The 19,448-nt window shown below is 74.7% G+C and carries 23 protein-coding genes; 14 read left to right on the forward strand and 9 right to left on the reverse strand.

Annotation, left to right across the window (positions count from 1 at the left end):
- Positions 1-133: 133 nt before the first annotated feature.
- Positions 134-733 carry a P-loop nucleotide/nucleoside kinase family protein gene (locus tag OO48_RS06860; protein ID WP_033213468.1) on the forward strand — a complete coding sequence of 200 codons (600 nt, stop codon included), beginning with the start codon at positions 134-136 and terminating at the stop codon, positions 731-733.
- Between the two features lie 27 nt (positions 734-760).
- Entirely contained in the window at positions 761-1,474 is a 714-nt protein-coding gene (locus OO48_RS06865) for a GNAT family N-acetyltransferase (RefSeq protein WP_033213469.1), read from the forward strand.
- A gap of 101 nt (positions 1,475-1,575) precedes the next feature.
- Here OO48_RS06865 and OO48_RS06870 read toward each other — a convergent pair whose 3' ends face one another.
- Together OO48_RS06870 and OO48_RS34295 are read right to left on the reverse strand one after the other, a co-directional pair.
- Positions 1,576-1,767, reverse strand: a complete 192-nt coding sequence (locus OO48_RS06870) for a DUF5999 family protein (protein WP_033213470.1) — start codon at positions 1,765-1,767, stop codon at positions 1,576-1,578.
- Positions 1,768-2,053: 286 nt separating this feature from the next.
- Positions 2,054-2,746 (reverse strand): serine/threonine-protein kinase, encoded by a 693-nt coding sequence (locus OO48_RS34295; protein WP_051731823.1) that lies wholly within the window; start codon positions 2,744-2,746, stop codon positions 2,054-2,056.
- Positions 2,747-3,117: 371 nt separating this feature from the next.
- Here OO48_RS34295 and OO48_RS06880 point away from each other — a divergent pair, with 371 nt between their 5' ends.
- The 3 genes from OO48_RS06880 to OO48_RS06890 all read left to right on the forward strand — a co-directional run bounded on the left by OO48_RS06880 (position 3,118) and on the right by OO48_RS06890 (position 5,916).
- Positions 3,118-4,617 carry a glutamate-cysteine ligase family protein gene (locus tag OO48_RS06880; RefSeq protein WP_033213471.1) on the forward strand — a complete coding sequence of 500 codons (1,500 nt, stop codon included), beginning with the start codon at positions 3,118-3,120 and terminating at the stop codon, positions 4,615-4,617.
- 102 nt (positions 4,618-4,719) lie between these two features.
- Positions 4,720-5,508, forward strand: coding sequence for a CPBP family intramembrane glutamic endopeptidase (locus tag OO48_RS06885; protein ID WP_033213472.1), 789 nt, complete (start codon positions 4,720-4,722; stop codon positions 5,506-5,508).
- Positions 5,509-5,613: 105 nt separating this feature from the next.
- A complete protein-coding gene (locus OO48_RS06890; RefSeq protein ID WP_033213473.1) occupies positions 5,614-5,916 on the forward strand; it encodes a hypothetical protein in 303 nt (100 codons plus the stop codon).
- Between the two features lie 36 nt (positions 5,917-5,952).
- On the opposite strand, the gene OO48_RS06895 is transcribed toward OO48_RS06890, so the two are convergent.
- The 5 genes from OO48_RS06895 to OO48_RS06915 all read right to left on the reverse strand — a co-directional run bounded on the left by OO48_RS06895 (position 5,953) and on the right by OO48_RS06915 (position 10,740).
- Positions 5,953-6,471 (reverse strand): HAD domain-containing protein, encoded by a 519-nt coding sequence (locus tag OO48_RS06895; RefSeq protein WP_033213474.1) that lies wholly within the window; start codon positions 6,469-6,471, stop codon positions 5,953-5,955.
- A gap of 81 nt (positions 6,472-6,552) precedes the next feature.
- Complete coding sequence (locus OO48_RS06900; protein WP_033213475.1) at positions 6,553-7,821, reverse strand: MFS transporter; 1,269 nt, start codon at positions 7,819-7,821, stop codon at positions 6,553-6,555.
- Between the two features lie 96 nt (positions 7,822-7,917).
- Positions 7,918-9,252 (reverse strand): sugar porter family MFS transporter, encoded by a 1,335-nt coding sequence (locus OO48_RS06905; RefSeq protein WP_245194542.1) that lies wholly within the window; start codon positions 9,250-9,252, stop codon positions 7,918-7,920.
- 181 nt (positions 9,253-9,433) lie between these two features.
- Positions 9,434-10,081, reverse strand: coding sequence for an FMN-binding negative transcriptional regulator (locus tag OO48_RS06910; RefSeq protein ID WP_033213477.1), 648 nt, complete (start codon positions 10,079-10,081; stop codon positions 9,434-9,436).
- Positions 10,075-10,740 (reverse strand): pyridoxamine 5'-phosphate oxidase family protein, encoded by a 666-nt coding sequence (locus tag OO48_RS06915; RefSeq protein WP_033213478.1) that lies wholly within the window; start codon positions 10,738-10,740, stop codon positions 10,075-10,077. Before OO48_RS06915 ends, OO48_RS06910 begins: the two co-directional genes overlap by 7 nt.
- A 34-nt stretch (positions 10,741-10,774) precedes the next feature.
- Between OO48_RS06915 and OO48_RS06920 the strand changes: the two genes are divergently transcribed.
- The 3 genes from OO48_RS06920 to ykgO all read left to right on the forward strand — a co-directional run bounded on the left by OO48_RS06920 (position 10,775) and on the right by ykgO (position 12,665).
- Positions 10,775-12,091, forward strand: a complete 1,317-nt coding sequence (locus OO48_RS06920) for an aminotransferase class I/II-fold pyridoxal phosphate-dependent enzyme (protein ID WP_033213479.1) — start codon at positions 10,775-10,777, stop codon at positions 12,089-12,091.
- 11 nt (positions 12,092-12,102) lie between these two features.
- A complete protein-coding gene (locus OO48_RS06925) occupies positions 12,103-12,459 on the forward strand; it encodes a hypothetical protein (RefSeq protein WP_033213480.1) in 357 nt (118 codons plus the stop codon).
- Positions 12,460-12,542: 83 nt separating this feature from the next.
- Complete coding sequence (gene ykgO, locus OO48_RS37235; RefSeq protein WP_014139854.1) at positions 12,543-12,665, forward strand: type B 50S ribosomal protein L36; 123 nt, start codon at positions 12,543-12,545, stop codon at positions 12,663-12,665.
- Between the two features lie 59 nt (positions 12,666-12,724).
- Here ykgO and OO48_RS06935 read toward each other — a convergent pair whose 3' ends face one another.
- On the reverse strand, positions 12,725-14,083 hold the full coding sequence (locus OO48_RS06935) for an NAD(P)/FAD-dependent oxidoreductase (RefSeq protein ID WP_033213543.1): 1,359 nt from the start codon (positions 14,081-14,083) through the stop codon (positions 12,725-12,727).
- A 155-nt stretch (positions 14,084-14,238) separates the two neighbouring features.
- Between OO48_RS06935 and OO48_RS06940 the strand changes: the two genes are divergently transcribed.
- From OO48_RS06940 to OO48_RS06955, 4 genes are all read left to right on the forward strand, one after another.
- The gene (locus tag OO48_RS06940; RefSeq protein ID WP_033213481.1) at positions 14,239-14,994 is read left to right on the forward strand and encodes a HipA family kinase; all 756 of its coding nucleotides are present in this window, start codon (positions 14,239-14,241) and stop codon (positions 14,992-14,994) included.
- Positions 14,994-15,398 carry a DUF3037 domain-containing protein gene (locus OO48_RS06945; protein WP_033213482.1) on the forward strand — a complete coding sequence of 135 codons (405 nt, stop codon included), beginning with the start codon at positions 14,994-14,996 and terminating at the stop codon, positions 15,396-15,398. The genes OO48_RS06940 and OO48_RS06945 overlap by 1 nt, the downstream gene beginning before the upstream one ends.
- 105 nt (positions 15,399-15,503) lie before the next feature.
- Entirely contained in the window at positions 15,504-15,953 is a 450-nt protein-coding gene (locus OO48_RS06950; RefSeq protein WP_033213483.1) for a MarR family winged helix-turn-helix transcriptional regulator, read from the forward strand.
- A gap of 29 nt (positions 15,954-15,982) precedes the next feature.
- The gene (locus tag OO48_RS06955) at positions 15,983-16,888 is read left to right on the forward strand and encodes a DUF2797 domain-containing protein (RefSeq protein ID WP_063830633.1); all 906 of its coding nucleotides are present in this window, start codon (positions 15,983-15,985) and stop codon (positions 16,886-16,888) included.
- Positions 16,889-16,910: 22 nt separating this feature from the next.
- Here the strand turns inward: OO48_RS06955 and OO48_RS06960 are convergent, their stop codons facing one another.
- Positions 16,911-17,267 carry a DUF6204 family protein gene (locus OO48_RS06960; RefSeq protein ID WP_033213484.1) on the reverse strand — a complete coding sequence of 119 codons (357 nt, stop codon included), beginning with the start codon at positions 17,265-17,267 and terminating at the stop codon, positions 16,911-16,913.
- A 173-nt stretch (positions 17,268-17,440) separates the two neighbouring features.
- Here OO48_RS06960 and purB point away from each other — a divergent pair, with 173 nt between their 5' ends.
- Together purB and OO48_RS06970 are read left to right on the forward strand one after the other, a co-directional pair.
- Positions 17,441-18,871 carry an adenylosuccinate lyase gene (gene purB / locus OO48_RS06965; RefSeq protein ID WP_425338515.1) on the forward strand — a complete coding sequence of 477 codons (1,431 nt, stop codon included), beginning with the start codon at positions 17,441-17,443 and terminating at the stop codon, positions 18,869-18,871.
- 88 nt (positions 18,872-18,959) lie between these two features.
- Positions 18,960-19,448, forward strand: coding sequence for a GNAT family N-acetyltransferase (locus tag OO48_RS06970; protein ID WP_033213486.1), 489 nt, complete (start codon positions 18,960-18,962; stop codon positions 19,446-19,448).

Raw genomic sequence — 19,448 nt, forward strand, 5'->3', positions numbered from 1 at the left:
GGACCGCAACGGTGCGGCGGATGACGCGCGGATGACACCCGAGGCAAAACCTGTACAGACATCTTGGGGCCCGGAGCGGCCCCCGGAGCCGCTCCCGATCCTGACCGGACGTCAACCTCGCTACGGTGGGCGGATGATGACCGTACTGGTGAACGGCCTGCCCGGCTCGGGCAAGAGCACCCTCGGCCGGGCCCTGGCCGTCGAACTCGGCCTCCCGCTGTTCGGCAAGGACACCGTCAAGGAGGTGCTCGCCGACCGCCTCGCCCCGCTGCGCACCCCCGCCCACGACCGATGGGAGTGGAGCCGGCTGCTTGGCGCCGCCGCCGGCGAGACGCTCTGGGCGCTGCTGCGCGACGCCCGCGGCGCGGCCGTGCTGGAGGCGCCCTGGCTCGGCGAGCCGGCGCGCCGGATCGTCCGGGCCGGGCTGGACGCCGCCGGGGTCGCCGCCGCGCAGGAGGTCTGGTGCGAGCTCCCGGCGGCCATGGCCCGCCGCCGCTTCGAGGCGCGGGTGCCGCACCGGCACCCCGTCCACCCCGAGCGCCCCGGCGAGCCCGACGACCGCTGGGCGGCGTGGTCCCGCGCGGCCGCCCCGCTCGCCCTCGGCCCCGTCCACCGCGTCGACACCGCCGGCCCGGTCGACGTCCCCGCCCTGGCCGCGGCGCTGCGCCGGATGGGCCCCGCGAATTCCGGTGACGAGCCCGCCCCGCTGGAGGTAAGCTTCAAAAGTCAGTAGAGACCATTACATCCCTGGAGCGTGCCCGTGCCCGACGACGCCACCGTCCCCGAACTCGTCCGGGCCTGGACCAACGGCTGGGCGGTCTCCCGCGGCGCTGCCGACCCCGTCCCCGAACCCTGGGGCTGGAGCATCGACGTCGGCCAGGCCCGCCAGGTGCGGCGCCACGTGCTGCCCGCCCCTGCGGAGGAGGAGGTCCGCAAGCTCGCCGGCGGCACCACCGCCCCCTGGACGTGGCTCAAGCTGTTCGCCGAGGACGAGCGCGTCCTGCCCTGGATCGGACGCGGCTGGCACCAGGACATCCCCGGGTACCTGATGACCCTCCCGCTCCGCCCCGTGACCGGGCGCCCCGCCGTCCCGGCCGGCTACCGGATCACCACCTGGAGCCGGGGCGGCACCGTCCGCGCCCTGATCCGCACCGCCGACGGCGCCTTCGCCGCCCGCGGCCAGATCGCCCTCGCCCCCGCCACCCCGCTCGGCGGCCGGGTGGACGCCCCGCTGCTCGCCGTCGCCGACCAGATCGAGACCGCCCCCGAGCACCGCCGCCGCGGCCTCGGCTCGGCCCTGATGCGCACCCTGCAGGGCGAGGCGCACGCGGCCGGCGCGCGCACCGCCCTGCTGGTCGGCACCACCGAGGGCCGCGCCCTCTACACCAGCCTCGGGTGGACGTCGCGCTCCCCGATGGTCAGCCTCTGGTACGACCCGGCGACGCCCACCGCCCGCCCGTCCGGCGGCTCCTGACGTCGGCGCACCCGTCCCCGGACGCGCCGGTGCCCGCCGGGAGGGCGCACTCCGGGCGGGCACCGAGCGGGGGACGGGCGGGGGAGCGGGAGCGGGAGGCTTCAGGCGGCGATCAGCAGGCTCCGGCGGGGGGCGATCACCCGGCCGTCCGGCAGCAGCTCACCGGTGTCGTCGAACAGCAGCACCCCGTTGCACAGCAGGCTCCAGCCCTGCTCGGGGTGGCGCGCGACCGGCACGGCCGCCTCGCGGTCAGCCGAATCGGCGGACGGACACTCGGTTCGGTGCTGGCACATCCTTGTACCTCGCTTCGCTGAAAACTTGCACCGGATCAGGTGTGAACCGGCGTCAGCCGGGTAGGACGATTGGTCCTCCACCCGACCGACACCAGTGTCCGACTCCGCGGGCGCTCGCGCAGCCATTTGGTGACATGCGCCACAGAAGAGGACGCGAGATCACCCGACCGGGCGGGAGGCGAACGGATCCGCGCACGAACGGGCCATGCCGGACCGATCCGATCGGATCAGTGCGGCATGGCCCGTCCGGGTGGTGCGGGGCCCTCCCGCCGGCCGGCCCGGCGCGTCAGCCGATCAGCGCGGTCGCCCGCGCGGCGGGCGAGCGCTCCAATCGGGCCAGCAGCTCGGCGGCGGGCAGCGCCTGGTGCGCCGCCACCCCGAGCGGCGCCGGGGCCAGCGGGATCAGCAGGTCCTCCCCGGGGCGGCCGCCGTGCAGCCACAGCGCCGAGGCGTAGTGCTCGGGCAGCGGCAGCAGCCGGGGCTCGTAGCGCGCGGGCGCGCCGTGGGCGAGCTGCCAGGCCTGGCGCAGCGCCCGCACGGTGGAGTCCAGGAACGGGCCGGCGCTCAGGTGGGAGAAGGCCGGGCCGTCCGGGCCGTCGACCACCTCGGCGGCGGCCACCACCCCGTCCAGTCCGTCCTCGCTGAACTCGCCGACGGTCAGTGGCGGATGCTCCGCCCCGCCGGGGCCGGCGCCCGCGCAGCCGCCGTGCCCGCAGGGGGCGGTCGCGGCCTCCCCGGGGGAGGTCTCGCACAGCAGGAAGCGCCAGCCGGTGCACTCGGCCCCGGCCAGCCGGGACGCGGGGCCGCTCTCGGCGGGCCCGGCCAGGGCGTGGACGGGCAGCGCGAGCAGCGGCCGGGGGCGACCGGCGCTATGGCGCAGGACGGCGGCCGAGGAGGGCGGGAGCTCCGCCTCCGGGGCGAGGGCGCGGCGCACGGCGCGCAGCGCGCCGTCCGGGGGCTGGATCAGGTGCAGGGTCATGGCTGGTCGCCTCTCCGTGCGTGATCGGCGCGCCGTCGCGGCATACCGGCATGGCGTCGACTGAGGGAGGCGTCTGGGCCGTGTCCGGTTGTGCATGGGCGCCGAGTGGGGTGGGCGGGTCGTCGACGAGAGCCCCTCGGCATCGTGGGTGTCTCGGACGGCCCTGACCGGGCCTGAGCGGCGTGCGAATTCCATTCGAACAGGTGCGCAGGGTGACCTTCATATCACGTTCAGTTGTGCCGCACAAGTCGAGCCATGGCTGACTCTCCGTCAGGAACCGCTCCTCGTGCGGGTGTTCGGATCGCGGGCTATCGATCTTCGACCGGGGCATGATGCTGGGGCACTGTCGACCGAGGGGAGGGAAGGCACCCGTGGGCGAGAAGGTCGTGGCGACCAGGGCGGAGCTGGCCGACCGGCAGCTGTACCGCCGCAAGCTCCAGTCCTGTCTGGACGTGCTGGAGCGGATGCTCGGGGAGGAACGGTTCGACCGCCCCAAAGCGATGATGGGCCTGGAGATCGAGCTGAACCTGGCCGACGAGCAGGGCCTGCCGGTGCTCGGCAACGAGCAGGTGCTGGACGCGATCTCCTCCGCGGACTTCCAGACCGAGCTGGGCCGGTTCAACATCGAGGTCAACGTCGCCCCCCGCCGCCTGAGCGGCCACGTCTTCGAGGACCTGCGCGAGGAGCTGGACACCGCCCTGCGCTACGCCGACCGGCGGGCCGCCGAGGCGGGCGCCCGGATCGTGATGGTCGGCATCCTGCCCACCCTCGACCTGGAGCACGCCGGGCTGGACGCGATGAGCCGCAACGACCGCTACAGCCTGCTCAGCGACCAGATCCTGGCCGCCCGCGGCGAGGACATCGCACTCGACATCGACGGCGTGGAGCGCCTGGCCGTCGACTCGGTCTCGATGGTCGCCGAGGCCGCCGCCACCTCGCTGCAACTGCACCTGCAGGTCACCCCCGCCCGGTTCGCCTCGGTGTGGAACGCGGCCCAGGCGATCTGCGGCGCGCAGCTCGCGCTCGGCGCCAACTCCCCGTTCCTGTTCGGCCGCGAGCTGTGGCGCGAGACCCGCCCGGTGCTGTTCCAGCAGGCCTGCGACACCCGTTCGGCCGAGCTCAAGGCCCAGGGCGTGCGCCCCATCACCTGGTTCGGGGAGCGCTGGGTGGACTCCGCGCTCGACCTGTTCGCCGAGAACCTGCGCTACTTCCCGGCGCTGCTGCCGATCTGCGACGACGAGGACCCGGTCAAGGTGCTCTCCTCCGGCGGCGTCCCCCGGCTCGGCGAGATGCGGCTGCACAACGGCACCATCTACCGCTGGAACCGCCCCGTGTACGACGTCGCCGACGGCGTCGCCCACCTGCGGGTGGAGAACCGCTGCCTGCCCGCCGGCCCGACCGTGGTCGACACGCTGGCCAACGCCGCCTTCTACTACGGCCTGGTCCGCGCCCTGGCCGAGCAGCCCCGCCCGATCTGGACCAGGCTCCCCTTCGAACTGGCCGACCAGAACTTCCGCAGCGGCGCCCGGCACGGCATCGACGCCGTCCAGTGGTGGCCCCGCACCGGCCGCGGCGCCCGCGGCCAGGTCGAACTGCCGGCCACCGACCTGGTGCTGAACGAACTGCTGCCGCTGGCCCAGCAGGGCCTGGACGACTGGGGCATCGAGGCCCGCGACCGGGACCGCTACCTCGGCATCATCGAGCAGCGCTGCCTGCGCCGCACCAACGGCGCCGCCTGGCAGGCCGCCACCGTGCACCGGTTGCGCGAGCACCACAACCTCGGCCCGAACGAGGCGATCGCGACCATGACCCGCCGCTACGTCGAGTGCATGCGCACCGGCGAACCGGTGCACACCTGGCCGGTCGGCTGAGCCGCGGGTGGGCTTTCACGGGCGGCTCATCTGCCTGTGAAAGGATGATCGGCCCGGGGCGGCAGCACCGCCCCGGACCGACCGTCCGCCCCCGGGAGACCCGTGACCACCGCCTCGGCCGAGCCCGCCACCACCCCCCAGACCCCCTCGCGCCGGCTGCTCGCCGTCGAGGTGCTGATCGTCCTCGGCCTCTCCCTCGGCGCCAGCGGCGTCAGTTCGCTGATCAGCTTCGTCGGCTCGCTCACCGAGCCCGACCACCTCGGCAACCAGGTCGCCACCCTCAACGCCTCCCGCGCCCCCGGCCGGCCCTGGCTCGACCTCGCCTGGCAGCTCTACTACGTCGCCCGCGGCCTGATGCCGGTCGTCCTGGTCGGTTACCTGCTGCTGCGCGAGGGCAGCTCGCTGCGGGCGCTCGGCCTCGACCTGCGCCACAAGCTCTCCGACCTCGGCCGCGGCGCCCTGGTCGCCGCCTGCATCGGCGGCTCCGGCCTCGCCCTCTACCTGGCCGCCCAGGCCGCCGACTTCAACCTCACCGTCGCCCCCTCCGGCCTGCCGGACGTCTGGTGGCGGATCCCCGTCCTGATTGCCTCCGCCTGGCAGAACGCCATCCTGGAGGAGGTCGTCGTGGTCGGCTACCTGCTGCGCCGGCTGGACCAGCTGGGCTGGGGCCGGCCCGCGGCGGTCGCCGCCAGCGCGGTGCTGCGCGGCTCCTACCACCTCTACCAGGGCGTCGGCGGACTGGTCGGCAACATGGTGATGGGCGTGGTCTTCTGCCTGCTCTACCGCCGCTGGCAGCGGGTCGGCCCGCTGGTCGCCGCGCACGCCCTGATCGACACCACCGCCTTCGTCGGCTACGCCCTGCTGGCCGGCCACGTCAGCTGGCTGCCCTGACCCCGCCGGGCGCCGCCGCGCGGCCTGACGGCCTGTCACCGCGCGGCGGTAGGCTGACCCCCCGACGACCGCGGTAGCGGGGTACGCACGACAGGGGAACGTGACATGGACGGACTGCCCGGGCCGGCCGACGAACGGGTGCGCTGGATCGGGGACGCGCTGCACAAGCTCACCGGCACCAAGCCGACCGTCGACCGGCCCCGCACCGGCTGCACCCGGCTCTCGGTGCGCGTCACCGAGCAGCCCGACCGCACCCAGACGCTCGCCGTGCTGCGCGTCCTGCGGCTCGGCGACCGCTTCGGCCACACCGAGACCGCCCGCTGGGAGCGGATCTGGGTCGAGGTCTGCGACCACCCGGCCGAGCCGACCCCGCAGGCCCCGCAGGCCCCGCAGGCCCCGCGGTCCTGAGACCCGCGGACTCGGGCCCGCGGGGCGGCCGGAGCCTCAGCAGGCCCACGGGTTCGGCCAGGCCCGCGACGGCGGCCGCCGCAGCAGCCGGTCCACGTGCTCGCGCTGCAGCCCCTGCGCCGGGTCGACCGGCAGCAGCAGCCGGTCCGCCCGCAGCACGCTGCGCCGCACCAGGCGCGGCGGGATGCAGTCGTCCACCCAGGCGAACGGGCGGCCCTGCGCGTGCCGCAGGATCGGCGCCCACTTGGCGGCCGAGAACAGCTCCATCAGCGGCACCCGCGGGTCGCCCGGCTGCGGCACGTACCCGCTGAACACCACCACCGGGAGCTCGGGCAGCCCGAGCAGCGGGGCGATGTGCTCGTTGGCCCGCTCCTCCCAGGTGGTGGCCCAGACCAGTTCGTAGTGCCCGGCCAGTTCGCGCAGCCAGTCGCCGTGGCGCGCCGACAGCAGCACCGAGTAGCCCAGCAGGGTGTGCGTGTCGAAGTCGTCGTCCGGGTGCGGGAACACCGGGTTCAGCACCCCGTCGACGTCGAGGTACAGCAGCGGCTTGTCCATTCGGTCGTCCCTCCCGGGTCGCGGCCAGTCACCTGGTCGGACGTGCCGGGGCCCCGGGAGGTTGCAAACCGTCAGCGGCTGTCACCCGGAAGTGACGGGTTCCGGTTCCACCGCTCCCGGGCGCGCCTGCGGGACGGCGCGCTCCAACCGCCGCACCTCGGGCACCAGCAGCACCAGCCCAGCCAGCGCCGCGCAGACCAGCGCGCACCCCCACAGCGCCCCGGACAGGCCGAACGCCTCCGCCGCCGGACCGGCCAGGCCGGTGCCCAGCGGCAGCAGCGCGAACGAGCCGAACGAGTCGTAGGCGGACATCCGCGACAGCAACTCCTCCGGGACCTCCTGCTGCAGCGTCACCATCCAGCCCACCAGGAACACCGTGGTGCCCGCGCCCGCCAGGAACATCGCCACCGCCACCAGCGGCAGCGACCAGCCGAGCGCCAGCGCCAGCGGCGGCAGCCCGAACAGGAACACCCCGCCGTTGCCGACCAGCAGCAGCCGGCGCGGCTGCCGGCGCGCCATCAGCGGGCCCGCCACCACCATGCCGACGCTCAGCGCGGCCATCGCCACGCCCCACGCCCCGGCGCCGCCCATCCGGTCCTCGGCGACCACCGGCCCGTACACCACCTCCACGGCGAGCACGCAGGCGTTGATCAGGCCGAACTGCACCACGATCGCCCACAGCCACCGCCGGGCGGTGAACTCCCGCCAGCCGACCAGCAGTTCGCGGGCCAGGCTGGGCCGGGCCGAGCCCCGGCCGGTGGCCGGTTCCGGTCGCAGGCCGACCCGCAGCGCCGCCGCGAGGGCGAAGCAGGCCGCGTCGCCGGCCAGCACCCAGCCGGGCCCGGCGGTCGCGACCAGCAGGCCGCCGAGCGCCGCGCCCGCGATCGAGGCGCCGTTCACCGCCATCCGGAACACCGAGAACGCCTTCGCCGCGTGCTCGGCCGGCACCGCCCGCAGGATCACCCCCTCCGCGGCCGGCGCGTAGAACGCCTGGCCCGCGCCGCCCGCCGCCGAGAGCGCCAGCAGCGCCCACAGGCCCGGGTGCCCGAGCAGCACCAGCGCGGCCAGCGCCGCCTGCGAGCCGGCGTTGAACAGGTTGGCCCCGACCATCACCAGGTGCCGGGGCAGCCGGTCCGCGATCGCGCCGCCGACCAGCAGCAGCACCACCAGCGGCACCGTCCGGGCGGCGCTCACGTAGCCGACCTCGGTGCTGCCCCAGTGCTCGCCGGAGTGCAGGACCGCGAAAGCGGTGGCGATCGGAGCCGCGGCGTTGCCGAGCCCGCTCACCACCGTCGCGGCGGTCTGGACGCGGTAGTTGCGGCCGGCCCAGGCCGGATCGAGGAAGTTCACCGCCCGACCATGGACCTGCCGCACCCCCACCGTCCAGCGGTTTTACCCCCGGAGGACCGGCCGGCCGGGACCGCTCGCCCCGGCCGGCCGGTGCGCTCAGCCCATCTCCTCCAGTGCCTTGCCCTTGGTCTCCTTGATGCAGAAGGCCACGAACGGGATCGACAGCAGCGCGAAGCAGGCGTAGATGACGTACGTCGCCGACAGGTTCCAGTCGGAGAGGTTGGGGAAGGTGACGGTGATCGCCCAGTTGGCGATCCACTGCGCGGAGGCGGCCACCGACAGGGCCAGTGCCCGGATCCGGTTGGGGAACATCTCGCCGAGCAGCACCCAGACCACCACGCCCCAGGAGAAGGCGAAGCAGAACACGAAGACGTGCGCGGCGATCAGCGCCGTGGTGGCGTACGCGTTGGCCAGGGTCGCGCTGTCACCGGTGCCCTGCCGGAAGGAGAACGCCCAGGCGGCCAGGGCGAGCGAGACCGCCATGCCCGCGGAACCGGCCAGCGCCAGCGGCTTGCGGCCGATCCGGTCGACCAGCAGCATCGCGACCACCGTGCCGACCACGTTGACGATCGAGGTGGAGAGCGAGATCAGCAGCGAGTTGGACTCGTCGATGCCGACCGACTGCCACAGGAACGACGAGTAGTAGAAGATCACGTTGATGCCGACGAACTGCTGGAACACCGAGGCGCCGATGCCGATCCAGACGATCGGCAGCAGCCCGAACCGCCCGCCCAGCAGGTCCTTCAGCCGGGGCTTGTGCTCGGTGTTGAGCACGCGGCGGATCTCGGCGACCCGGGCGTCCAGGTCGACGCCGGACCCCTCGACCTCGGCCAGCACCTTGCGGGCCTGCGCCTCCCGGTTGTCGGCGATCAGGTAGCGCGGCGACTCGGGGATGGACAGCGCCATCAGCCCGTAGACCAGCGCGGGCACGGTCTCCACGCCGAGCATCCACTGCCAGGCCTGGACGCCCGCCAGGTGGTTGGTGGACTGTCCGTCGGCGGCCTGGTTGAGCGCCCAGTTGGCGAGCTGCGAGACGGTGATGCCGAGCACGATGGCCATCTGCTGGAAGGAGGCCAGCCGGCCCCGGTACGCGGTCGGCGCCACCTCGGCGATGTAGGTCGGGGCGATCACCGAGGCGATGCCGATGGCGATGCCGCCGAGCACGCGCCACATCCCCAGCACCTCGATGCTGGGCGGGAACATCGACCCGACGCCGCTGATCGCGAACAGCACCGCGGCCAGCAGCATGGTGCGTACCCGGCCGTAGTGGTCGGCCAGCCAGCCGGCCACCACCGCGCCGGCCGCCGAACCGAGCAGGGCGATGGCGACCACGAACGCCGTCTCGCCGTTGCCCACGCCGAAGTGCTTCTGGATGCCGGTGACCGCACCATTGATCACCGCACTGTCGTAGCCGAACAGGAACCCGCCCATCGCGGCGGCGGCGGAGATGAACACCACATGGCCGAGGTGCTCGTCCCTGGCGGCGGAGTGGGTAGCCAGTGCTCTCTCCCTACGTCGTGTTCCGTCCCGTTACGGGCGGAAATATCCGGAGGTAATTCGACCAGCGGCTACCCCGTCGTCCGGGTCCGACACGCCCGGAGGGGATGAACTGTCAGTCCGACGAACGGTCAGCGGCGGCCTTCCGCAGGGCCATCCGCCGCAACAGCTGCACCCGCGCCCGGGCGTCCTGCGGGTTCCCGGTGGCCGCGTACCGCTCGGCCAGCCGCTCGGCGACCTCCCCCTGGAGCTCGACGGGCTTCTTGTCGTCGTACTTGAACTTCGCCCGCACCCGGTGCACCGTCAGCCGCAGCCCCCGGACGGCGGTCAGCTGCGCCCAGTAGGCGTTCCCGGCCTCCACCCGGTCCGCGGGCCGCTCGGGCTGGAAGTGCGCCAGCTGCCGGTTGAGCAGCGCGGCCTTCTCCGCCGGGTCCTCCACCGGCTCGGCGGTGCAGGAGAACTGCACGGACGCGTAGTAACTGGTCGGCGTGTACGGGGCGCCGCGCCAGCGGCCGGGGGCGAAGGCGTAGTCGTCGGTGACGGCCAGCGTCACGTGCGGGTCGGCGCGCACCGCGGCCAGCAGCGGGTTGGCGGCGGACAGGTGCAGCAGCACCTCGCCGGCCTCCGCGTCCAGCAGGAAGTGCGTGGGCACCAGCACCGGGCCGTCCGGGCCGTTGGCCGCCAGCGTGCCGAAGTCCCGGCCCGCGGCCAGCCACCGGCGCCACTCGTCCTCCGCGCCGCGGTCCCAGCCGCGGATCAGCACTCCGCCTCCCCGAGGTACGCCGGGAGCCCGACGGCGGTGTGCGGGGAGGCGACCGGCGCGCCGTACGCCGGGGCGACGGGGACGACGCCCGCCCAGTACGGCAGCGCGAGGTCCTCCTCCTCGTCGTTGACGCCGCCGGTGCGGGTCTTCGCCGAGACCCGGTCCAGCTCCAGCCGGATCACCGCGGTGGCGGCGATCTCCTTGGCGTTGCCCGGCCGGCAGTCCGCCGAGCGGCCCGGCACCACCTGGTCGACGATCGCGTCCAGCGCCAGGCGCAGCTCCTCCGGGTCGGTGACCTGGTGCGCGGTGCCGTGCGCCACCACCGAGCGGTAGTTGACGGAGTGGTGGAAGGCCGACTTGGCCAGCACCAGCCCGTCCAGGTGCGTCACCGTCACGCACACCGGCAGGCCCTGCTCGTCCCCCGCCCCGCGCAGCGGCCGGCTGCCGGTGGAGCCGTGCACGTACAGCACGCGGCCGACCCGGGCGTACAGCGTGGGCAGCACCACCGGGGCGCCGTCCCGGACGAAGCCGAGGTGGCACAGGTATCCGGCGTCGAGGATCGCGTGCACGGCCTCCTCGTCCCAGGCGGCGCGCTCCTTGGAGCGGGTGGGGGTGGTGAGGTCGTCGCGGGTGTACGACGCGCCGGGGCTGTCCGACATGACAACTCCTCTGTACTAGTGCATAATCTGCTTTGTGCTAGGAGAGTATCGGATCACCGGGCGGCGGGCCAGCGAGATTGCCGCCGACGTCGAACGCGCGGTCGCGGCGGGGGAGTTGGCTCCCGGCGCCGCCCTGCCCCCGCTGCGCGACCTGGCCGGCGAGCTCGGCGTGAACCCCAACACGGTGGCCGCCGCCTACCGCCTGCTGCGCGAACGCGGCGTCATCGAGACCGCCGGGCGGCGCGGCAGCCGGGTCCGCCCCCGCCCCGTCACCACCCCGCGCGACCAGGCGGCGCTGCCCGTCCCCGCCGGCGCGCGCGACGTCTCGGCCGGCAATCCCGACCCGGCCCTGCTGCCCCCGCTCGGCCCGGCCCTGGCCGCCGCCGCCACCGGCCCCGCCGTCCTGTACGGGCACCCCGTCGCCGAGCCCGGGCTGCTCGCCGACTACCGCGCCGAGTTCCGCGCCGACGGCGTCCCCGAGGGCGAACTCGCGGTCTGCTCCGGCGCGCTGGACACCATCGCGCGCGTGCTCTCCGCGCACCTGCGCCCCGGCGACACCGTCGCCGTCGAGGACCCGGGCTGGGGCAGCCTGCTCGACCTGCTGCCCGCCCTCGGGCTGCGCCCCGCCCCCGTCCCGGTCGACGACCGGGGCCCGCTGCCCGGCCCGGTCGCCGCCGCGCTCGACCACGGCGCCCGCGCCCTGATCGTCACCAGCCGCGCCCAGAACCCCACCGGTGCCGCGCTCACCCCCGCCCGCGCCGCCGAACTGCGGGCCGTGCTGGCCGACCGCCCCGGCACCGTCCTGATCGAGGACGACCACGGCCACGGCATGGTCGACCAGCCCTTCCAGTCCCTCGCCGCCGGCACCGTCGCGCACTGGGCGCTGGTACGCTCCGCCGCCAAGGCGTTCGGCCCCGACCTGCGGGTGGCCGTCTGCGCCGGTGACGCCGACACCGTCGCCCGCGTCCTGGGCCGCCAGCGCCTCGACGCCGGCTGGGTCAGCCACCTGCTCCAGCGCGCCCTGCTCGAACTGCGCCGCCGCCCGCCCGTTCCGGCCCCCGTCTACCGCGCCCGCCGCGACGCGCTGCTGGCCGCCCTCGCCGCGCACGGCGTCCGCGCCCACGGCGCCAGCGGCCTCAACGTCTGGGTGCCCGTCGCGGACGAGACGGCCACCGCCGCCGCGATGCTGCACCGCGGCTGGGTCACCGCGCCCGGCGCCCGCTTCCGCCTCGCCTCCCCGCCCGGCATCCGGATCACCGTCTCCACCCTCGACCCGGCCGAGGCCGCCGACCTCGCCGCCGACCTCGCCGCCGTGCTGTCCGCCCCCGCCCCTGGCTCCCGGCTCACCTGAGGAGGCCGCCCGTGCTGGTCCAGCTGGAGCGCCTGCGCTCCACCGGCGCGGGCCCGCCGCTCGCCGAGGTCCGCACCCCGTACGGCCCGGCCGTCGCCGTCTGGCGCGGCGACCCGGCCGACCCGCCCGGCGCGTACCACGTCGAGTGGACGATCGACGAGGGCCGCGCCACCGTCCGCCCCGCCCCCGGGGCCGGGCCCGCCGTCCGCACCGAGGGCGGACTCCTGCTGCTGACCGGCGAGTTCGACGGCGCGGGGGCGCTGCGCACCGGCGACGGCCTGGTCCTGCTCGACCTGGCCGCCCCGCCGGGCCGGATCGAGGTCGCCGTCCCGTGCGAGCACGCCGAGCTGTACCCGTACCGCCTCTGACGGCTGTCATGTCCGCGAGGAATAGCGGGCGGCCCGCCCCGGTTGTGGCACGCGGGGGACCAGACCAGCAAGGAAGGACCGGCATGCGCATCCGGAACTCGCTCCGCTCCCTGAAGGCCAAGCCCGGCGCGCAGGTGGTCCGCCGCCGCGGACGCACCTTCGTGATCAACCGGAAGGACCCGCGCTTCAAGGCCCGCCAGGGCTGAGCGCCGCGAGGGCCCCGACCGCTCCGGTCGGGGCCCTCGCCGTGCGGCGGGCGCGCTGCTCAGCCCTTGGCCAGCAGCGCCTGCGCGTGCTCGCGGACCTGGTCGCGGGAGAGGTACGCGTCGGTGTACTCGAAGTCGCGCAGCCGGGCGGGCTGGCGGGCCAGGAAGCCGGTGCGGACGAAGTCGTCGCCCGCGGTGGCGTTCAGCAGCCAGTTCGCCGCCGTCCGGTACTTCGCGGCGTTGGTGCGCATCGCCATCACGTGGTAGCCGCGGGCCACCGCCTGGGCGGGCGCGCCGTGCAGCTCGATGCCCAGCGGCTTGGAGACCGCGTCCTTGCCGCCGAGGTCGACGACCAGGCCCAGGTCCTTGTGGAAGTACGGCTGCAGCGGCTGGTTGCGCACCGCCGCCACCAGGTTGTCGGCGACCTTCTTGCCCTGCCGGGCCGAGTGCTGCGCGGTCGGCGGGCACACCGCCCCGTCGCCCTTGGCCAGGTCCGGCACCGCCGCCGCGTCGCCGAGCGCGAACACGCCCTCGAACTGCGGCACCCGCATCTCCGCCGTCACCGCCAGGCGCCCGCGCACCGTCTCCGCGTCCAGCGTGCCCACCAGCGGCGAGGCGGCCACGCCGGCCGTCCAGATCAGGGTGCGGCACGGCAGGCTGCGCCCGTCGGTGAACTTGACCGTCTCCGGGCCGACCTCGGCGATCGACACGCCCAGCGACACGTCCACGCCGCGCCCCCGCAGGATCTCCATCGCGGTGGTGCCCAGCTTGTCGCCCAGCTCGGGCATCAGCTTCGGCGCGATGTCGATCAGGTGCCACTTGATCAGCTGCGGGTCCAGCCGCGGGTAGCGCTTGACCGCCGCCGTGGTCAGCCGCTGCAGGCAGGCCGCCGTCTCGGTGCCCGCGTACCCGCCGCCGACCACCACGAACTGCAGCCGGGAGGCGCGCTCGTTCTCGTCCATCGACGCGGACGCCAGGTCGAGCTGGGCGATCACGTGGTCCCGGATGTAGGTGGCCTCGGCGAGCGTCTTCATGCCGCGCGCGTAGTCCGGCAGGCCGGGGATGTCGAAGGTCCGGGTGACACTGCCCGGCGCGAGCACCAGGTAGTCGTACTTCTCCGCCACCACCTCGTCGGTGATCTTGCGGACCACGGCGACCTTCGACCGCGGATCGATGCCGATCGCCCCGCCCGGCACGATGTGGGTGCGCCGCAGCGTGCGGCGCAGCGAGATCGCCACCGACTGCGGGGTCAGCACCCCGGCCGCGACGTGCGGCAGCAGCGGCAGGTACAGCTGGTACGAGAACGGCGTGACCAGGGAGATCTCCGCCTCGGAGGGGGCGAGCTTGCGCTCCAGGCGGCGCGCGCACTCCAGTCCGGCGAATCCGCCGCCGACGATCAGGATCCGAGGTCGTTCCATCTTCATCCCCTACTGTGTGCAGGTCCGTGAGTGGCAAGGACGACTGTTGGCCACACTCGCACGGGGTAACGGCGGGTGCATCTCCAACGGGCTGCCGGACGCCTGCCCGCCCCGCGCGCGGCCATGCCCCGCTGCCGGGCCGCTAGGCTGTCCGGATGCTCTCCGAGGTGACGGCCGTCCGCTACGCGGCGCCGCTGCGCGAAGGCGGTTCGATGCCCGGCCTGGTCGAGGCCGACGACCGCCGCCTGTACGTCCTGAAGTGGGTCGGCGCGGCCCAGGGCCGCAAGGCGCTGGTGGCCGAGGTGCTGGCCGGCGAACTCGGCCGCCGGCTCGGCCTGCCGGTGCCCGAACTCGCCCTGGTCGACCTGGACCCGGTGCTCGCCCGCAGCGAGCCCGAGGTCCAGATCCAGGACCAGATGCGGGCCAGCGGCGGCACCAACCTCGGCATGGCGTACGTCTCCGGGGCGCTGAACTTCGACCCGCTCTGCTTCGAGGTGGAGGACGCCTCCGCCGCCCGGGTGCTCTGGTTCGACGCCCTGATCGGCAACGTCGACCGCTCCTGGCGCAACCCCAACCTGCTGGTCGCGGCCGGCGGGCTGCGACTGATCGACCACGGCGCCAGCCTGATCTTCCACCACAGCTGGCCGGGCGCCGAGAAGTGGCGCCGCAAGCCCTACGACGCCTCCGACCACGCGCTGCGGCACGCCGCCGCCCACCTGCCGGACGTCGACGCCGAACTCGCCGAACTCGCCGAGCAGGCGCTGCCCGCCGCCGTCGCCGCCGTCCCGGACGTCTGGCTGGCCGACGAGCCCGGCTTCGACACCCCCGGGGACGTCCGCGCCGCGTACACCGCACAGCTCACCGCCCGCCTCGCCGGGCCCCGCGACTGGCTCCCGGAGGTGGCGTCCTGATGGAGGACCGGCCCGCCCGCGAACAACCCCGCCACGACTACGAGTACGCGCTGATCCGGGCCATCCCCCGGGTCGAGCGCGGCGAGTGCGTCAACATCGGCGTCCTGCTGTACTGCCGGGGCGCCGACTACCTGGGCGCCCGCACCCACCTCGACCAGGGCCGGCTGCTGGCGCTGGACGCGCTGGCCGACGTGGCGGGCGTGCGGCGCGCGCTGCGCGGCATCGAGGCGGTCTGCGCGGGCGGCGAGGCCGCCGGGCCGGCCGCCCGGGACAGCGCCGGGCAGCGCTTCCGCTGGCTCACCGCCCCGCGCAGCGCCGTCGTCCAGCCCGGCCCGGTGCACACCGGGCTGACCGCCGACCCGGGCGCGGAACTGCACCACCTGTTCGACCGCCTGGTCCTCTGAACGCCGCCACCGGACGGGCGGGCACGAGCCGTCCACCGGATCCGCAAACTACTTGCCGGATTCAATACTGGAGCTGCTGAAACGAATGGGCGTACCCTGACCGCCATGGCCAGCAACACAGGCACCGGCACCACCGGCACCGCACCCTCCACCACCGACCTGATGGAGCAGATCGCGGCCGTCGGCGCCGCCTACTTCCAGGACTTCGCCGTCGCCGCGGCCCGCCACGGCCTCAGCTCCTCGCAGGCCAAGGCGCTCAAGGCGGTCCTCGAACCCGTCCCGATGCGCGCCCTGGCCGGCCGGCTCGGCTGCGACGCCTCCAACGTCACCGGCATCGTCGACCGCCTCGAAGCGCTCGGCTACGCCCACCGCGAAGCCGCCGCCGCCGACCGCCGGGTCAAGATCGTCACCATCACCGACCAGGGCCGCGACGTCCTCGACCGGATCCGCGCCGACATGACCCGCGCCCACGCCGCCTTCGACAGCCTCGACCCCGACCAGCGCGCCGCCCTCTCCGGCCTCTGCGACCAGGTCCTCCCGCTGCTGCGCCCGTGACCGTCGGTGGCGTGCCGTACGCTCACCGGATGCACCAGGCGAACGGATGGACCGCCACCGGGCTGCGCTGGCACGACGGCGCGCCCCGACTCACCGCCACCGACGGCAGCCGCCGCCACGACCGGCCGCTCGGCGACGGCACCCCCGTCGCCTGGCGGATCACCGGCCCGCGCTGCTGCACCGGCGCCCACACCGAGCGCGGCCACCGCCCCTGCCCGCACCGCGCCACCGTCCCGCCCGAGGGCACCGTCAGCCAGTGCCCGGGCTGCCAGAACGCCGACCGCGGCCTGCAACTCGCCCGCGACCGGATCCTCGACGACGGCCGCGAGTACCGCCTCTACCTCGCCTGGTTCGCCCCCGGCCTGCTCAAGGTCGGCCTCACCGCCACCGAGCGCGGCACCGCCCGCCTGCTCGAACAGGCCGCCCTCACCTGGACGTTCGTCGCCCACGGCCCGCTGCCCGCCGTCCGCCGCGCCGAACTCGCCCTCGCCCACGCCAAACTGGCCCGCGAACGGATCCCCGCCGCCGCCAAGTACCCCGCCTGGTGGGGCCTGCCCGCCCCCGCCGAACGGCACGACGCGCTCACCGCCGCCCGCACCCGCGCCCACCGCCTGCTCGCCGAGCACGAGCAGCTCACCCTGCTGCCCGACCACCCGGTCACCGACCAGGTCGAGCTGTACGGCCTCACCGACGGCGCCCCCGACCACTACCAGCAGGTCAAGGCGCTCGCCGACGGCGCCCGCCTGGCCGGCCGGCTGCGCCGCCCCATCGGCGGCCACCTCTTCCTCGACCGGCCCGACGGCCCCCCGCTGCTGCTCGACACCCGCCTGCTCACCGGCTGGACGCTGCACGCCGACCCCGCCGTCACCGCCTGCGACGGCCTGACCCTGCTCCCCAGGGCCCGCCCCGCCGCCGAACAGGACGCCCTGTTCTGAGCCGCCCCCGCCCCGCCCCCGGTCAGCCCTTCTTCCGGGCCTCCTGCTTCTGCCGCGCCCCCAGCGCCGCCAACGCCATGTCCTGCGCCTGCGACTTCAGGTTCTTGTAGCCGTACCCGCGCTCCGTCAACCACAGCTCCGCCGCCGTCTCGGCCCGCACCGACGCCGCCACCACGTCCTCCTCCGCCTCCCCGTGCTCCAGGAACCGGAAGGTGAAGAACGGCCGCGCCGACAGGTCGTACGTCAGGTGCCCCTCCTCGCTGAACTCCGCCCGCAGCACGTCGTGCTCGGCGGCCTCGGCCTGCAACTCGGCCCGCTGCTCGTCGGTCAGGCCGTCGAAGGAGCCACGGACCGTGATCCGGAAGGTGCGCTTGGTCATGCCCGGACCCTAACCCGCCGGCCCGCCGCCGCTCACCCGGATTTCCGCCCCGGCCGCCCGGTCGAGCGCGGCGCGGGCCCCGGTGCGGACCCCGGCGCGGGTGGTGTCCTGGCGGGCGTGGAGGGCGGACGCGCTTCGTCCCGGCCCGAGCCGGACTGTTAGGCTTGCGAAACGTGAGCGCGAAGCCCAAGATCCCCAATGTCCTGGCCTCCCGGTACGCCTCGGCGACCCTGGCCCAGCTGTGGTCCCCCGAGCACAAGGTGGTCCTGGAGCGCCACCTGTGGCTGGCCGTCCTCAAGGCGCAGCAGGACCTCGGCATCGAGGTGCCGCCCACCGCGATCGCCGACTACGAGCGGGTGGTGGACCAGGTCGACCTGGCGTCCATCGCCGAGCGCGAGAAGGTCACCCGGCACGACGTGAAGGCCCGGATCGAGGAGTTCTCCGAGCTCGCCGGGCACGAGCAGATCCACAAGGGCATGACCTCGCGCGACCTCACCGAGAACGTCGAGCAGCTGCAGATCCGCCAGTCGCTGGAGCACGTCCGCGACCGCACGGTGGCCGTCCTGGTCCGCCTCGGCCGCCTCGCCGCCCAGTACGGCGAGCTGGTCATGGCCGGCCGCTCGCACAACGTCGCCGCCCAGGCCACCACCCTCGGCAAGCGCTTCGCCACCGCCGCCGACGAGGTCCTGGTCGCCTTCGTCCGGCTGGAGGAGCTGATCGCCCGCTACCCGCTGCGCGGCATCAAGGGCCCGGTCGGCACCGCCCAGGACATGCTCGACCTGCTGGGCGGGGACGCCGACAAGCTCGCCGAGCTGGAGCGCCGGGTGGCCGGCCACCTCGGCTTCGAGAACGTGTTCACCTCGGTCGGCCAGGTCTACCCGCGTTCGCTCGACTACGACGTGGTCTCCGCGCTCGTCCAGCTCGCCGCCGGCCCCTCCAGCCTGGCCAAGACCATCCGCCTGATGGCCGGCCACGAGCTGGTCACCGAGGGCTTCAAGGCCGGCCAGGTCGGCTCCTCGGCGATGCCGCACAAGATGAACACCCGCTCCTGCGAGCGCGTCAACGGCCTGGCCGTCATCCTGCGCGGCTACGCCTCGATGACCGCCGAGCTCGGCGGCGACCAGTGGAACGAGGGCGACGTCTCCTGCTCCGTGGTCCGCCGGGTCGCCCTGCCGGACGCGTTCTTCGCCTTCGACGGCCTGCTGGAGACCTTCCTGACCGTCCTGGACGAGTTCGGCGCCTTCCCCGCCGTCATCGAGGCCGAGCTGGACCGCTACCTGCCGTTCCTGGCCACCACCAAGGTCCTGATGGGCGCGGTCCGGGCCGGCGTCGGCCGCGAGACCGCCCACGAGGTCATCAAGGAGCACGCGGTGAACGCCGCGCTCGCCATGCGCGAGGGCGCCCGCGAGAACACCCTGGTGCCCGGCCTGGCCGCCGACCCGCGCATCCCGCTCGACCACGCCGCCCTCGACGCCCTGCTGGCCGACCGCCTCTCCTTCACCGGTGCCGCCGCCGCCCAGGTCGGCGAACTCGTCCGCCGCGTCGAGGAGGTCGCCGCCGCCCACCCGGAGGCCGCCAAGTACGCGCCCGGCGACATCCTCTGACGCCCTGCGGGCCCTCCCCGCGGCCCGCCCCGGAACAGCTCCGGGGCGGGCCGCGGGCCGTCGTGGCGCGGCGGTTAGGGTCGGTGCCATGCCTGCTGCCACCGAACCCCGCCCCGCCCACGTCCTGCGCACCGCGACCCGGGCCGACCTGCCCGCGGTGCTGGCCCTACTCGCCGACGAGGAGCGGGTGGTGGACCCGTCGGCGGTGGTGGTGACGCAGGCGTACGAGCGCGCCTTCGCGGCGATCGACGCGGACCCGCGCAACGAACTGCTGGTCCTGGTGGACGGCGGCGGCACGGCGCTGGGCTGCCTGCAGGCGACGTACATCCCGGGGCTCGGCAACGGCGGCGAGGAGCGGGCCCTGGTCGAGGCGGTGCGCGTCCGCGCGGACCGGCGCGGGGAGGGCCTCGGCCGGAGCATGATGGAGCAGGTGATCGCCAGGGCCCGCGCCCGCGGCTGCGCGCTGGTGCAACTGACCAGCCACAAGCGGCGCGGGGACGCGCACCGCTTCTACGCCGCGCTGGGCTTCGCCCGCAGCCACGAAGGGTTCAAACTCGCGCTCCAGGACCGTTCCTAG

Origin of the sequence: Kitasatospora phosalacinea, from assembly GCF_000716545.1 — a bacterium.
Lineage (GTDB): Bacteria > Actinomycetota > Actinomycetes > Streptomycetales > Streptomycetaceae > Kitasatospora > Kitasatospora phosalacinea.

Excerpts from the sequence above, each read along its gene's own strand:
- OO48_RS06935 (WP_033213543.1), bottom strand. The coding sequence starts at position 14,083 with ATGGAACGACCTCGGATCCTGATCGTCGGCGGCGGATTCGCCGGACTG.
- OO48_RS06895 (WP_033213474.1), bottom strand. The coding sequence starts at position 6,471 with ATGGACAAGCCGCTGCTGTACCTCGACGTCGACGGGGTGCTGAACCCG.
- OO48_RS34295 (WP_051731823.1), bottom strand. The coding sequence starts at position 2,746 with ATGACCCTGCACCTGATCCAGCCCCCGGACGGCGCGCTGCGCGCCGTG.
- OO48_RS06905 (WP_245194542.1), bottom strand. The coding sequence starts at position 9,252 with ATGGGCGGGTTCCTGTTCGGCTACGACAGTGCGGTGATCAATGGTGCG.
- OO48_RS06945 (WP_033213482.1), top strand. The coding sequence starts at position 14,994 with ATGGAGGACCGGCCCGCCCGCGAACAACCCCGCCACGACTACGAGTAC.
- OO48_RS06915 (WP_033213478.1), bottom strand. The coding sequence starts at position 10,740 with ATGTCGGACAGCCCCGGCGCGTCGTACACCCGCGACGACCTCACCACC.
- OO48_RS06870 (WP_033213470.1), bottom strand. The coding sequence starts at position 1,767 with ATGTGCCAGCACCGAACCGAGTGTCCGTCCGCCGATTCGGCTGACCGC.
- OO48_RS06890 (WP_033213473.1), top strand. The coding sequence starts at position 5,614 with ATGGACGGACTGCCCGGGCCGGCCGACGAACGGGTGCGCTGGATCGGG.
- OO48_RS06940 (WP_033213481.1), top strand. The coding sequence starts at position 14,239 with ATGCTCTCCGAGGTGACGGCCGTCCGCTACGCGGCGCCGCTGCGCGAA.
- ykgO (WP_014139854.1), top strand. The coding sequence starts at position 12,543 with ATGCGCATCCGGAACTCGCTCCGCTCCCTGAAGGCCAAGCCCGGCGCG.
- OO48_RS06860 (WP_033213468.1), top strand. The coding sequence starts at position 134 with ATGATGACCGTACTGGTGAACGGCCTGCCCGGCTCGGGCAAGAGCACC.
- OO48_RS06950 (WP_033213483.1), top strand. The coding sequence starts at position 15,504 with ATGGCCAGCAACACAGGCACCGGCACCACCGGCACCGCACCCTCCACC.
- OO48_RS06970 (WP_033213486.1), top strand. The coding sequence starts at position 18,960 with ATGCCTGCTGCCACCGAACCCCGCCCCGCCCACGTCCTGCGCACCGCG.
- OO48_RS06955 (WP_063830633.1), top strand. The coding sequence starts at position 15,983 with ATGCACCAGGCGAACGGATGGACCGCCACCGGGCTGCGCTGGCACGAC.
- OO48_RS06960 (WP_033213484.1), bottom strand. The coding sequence starts at position 17,267 with ATGACCAAGCGCACCTTCCGGATCACGGTCCGTGGCTCCTTCGACGGC.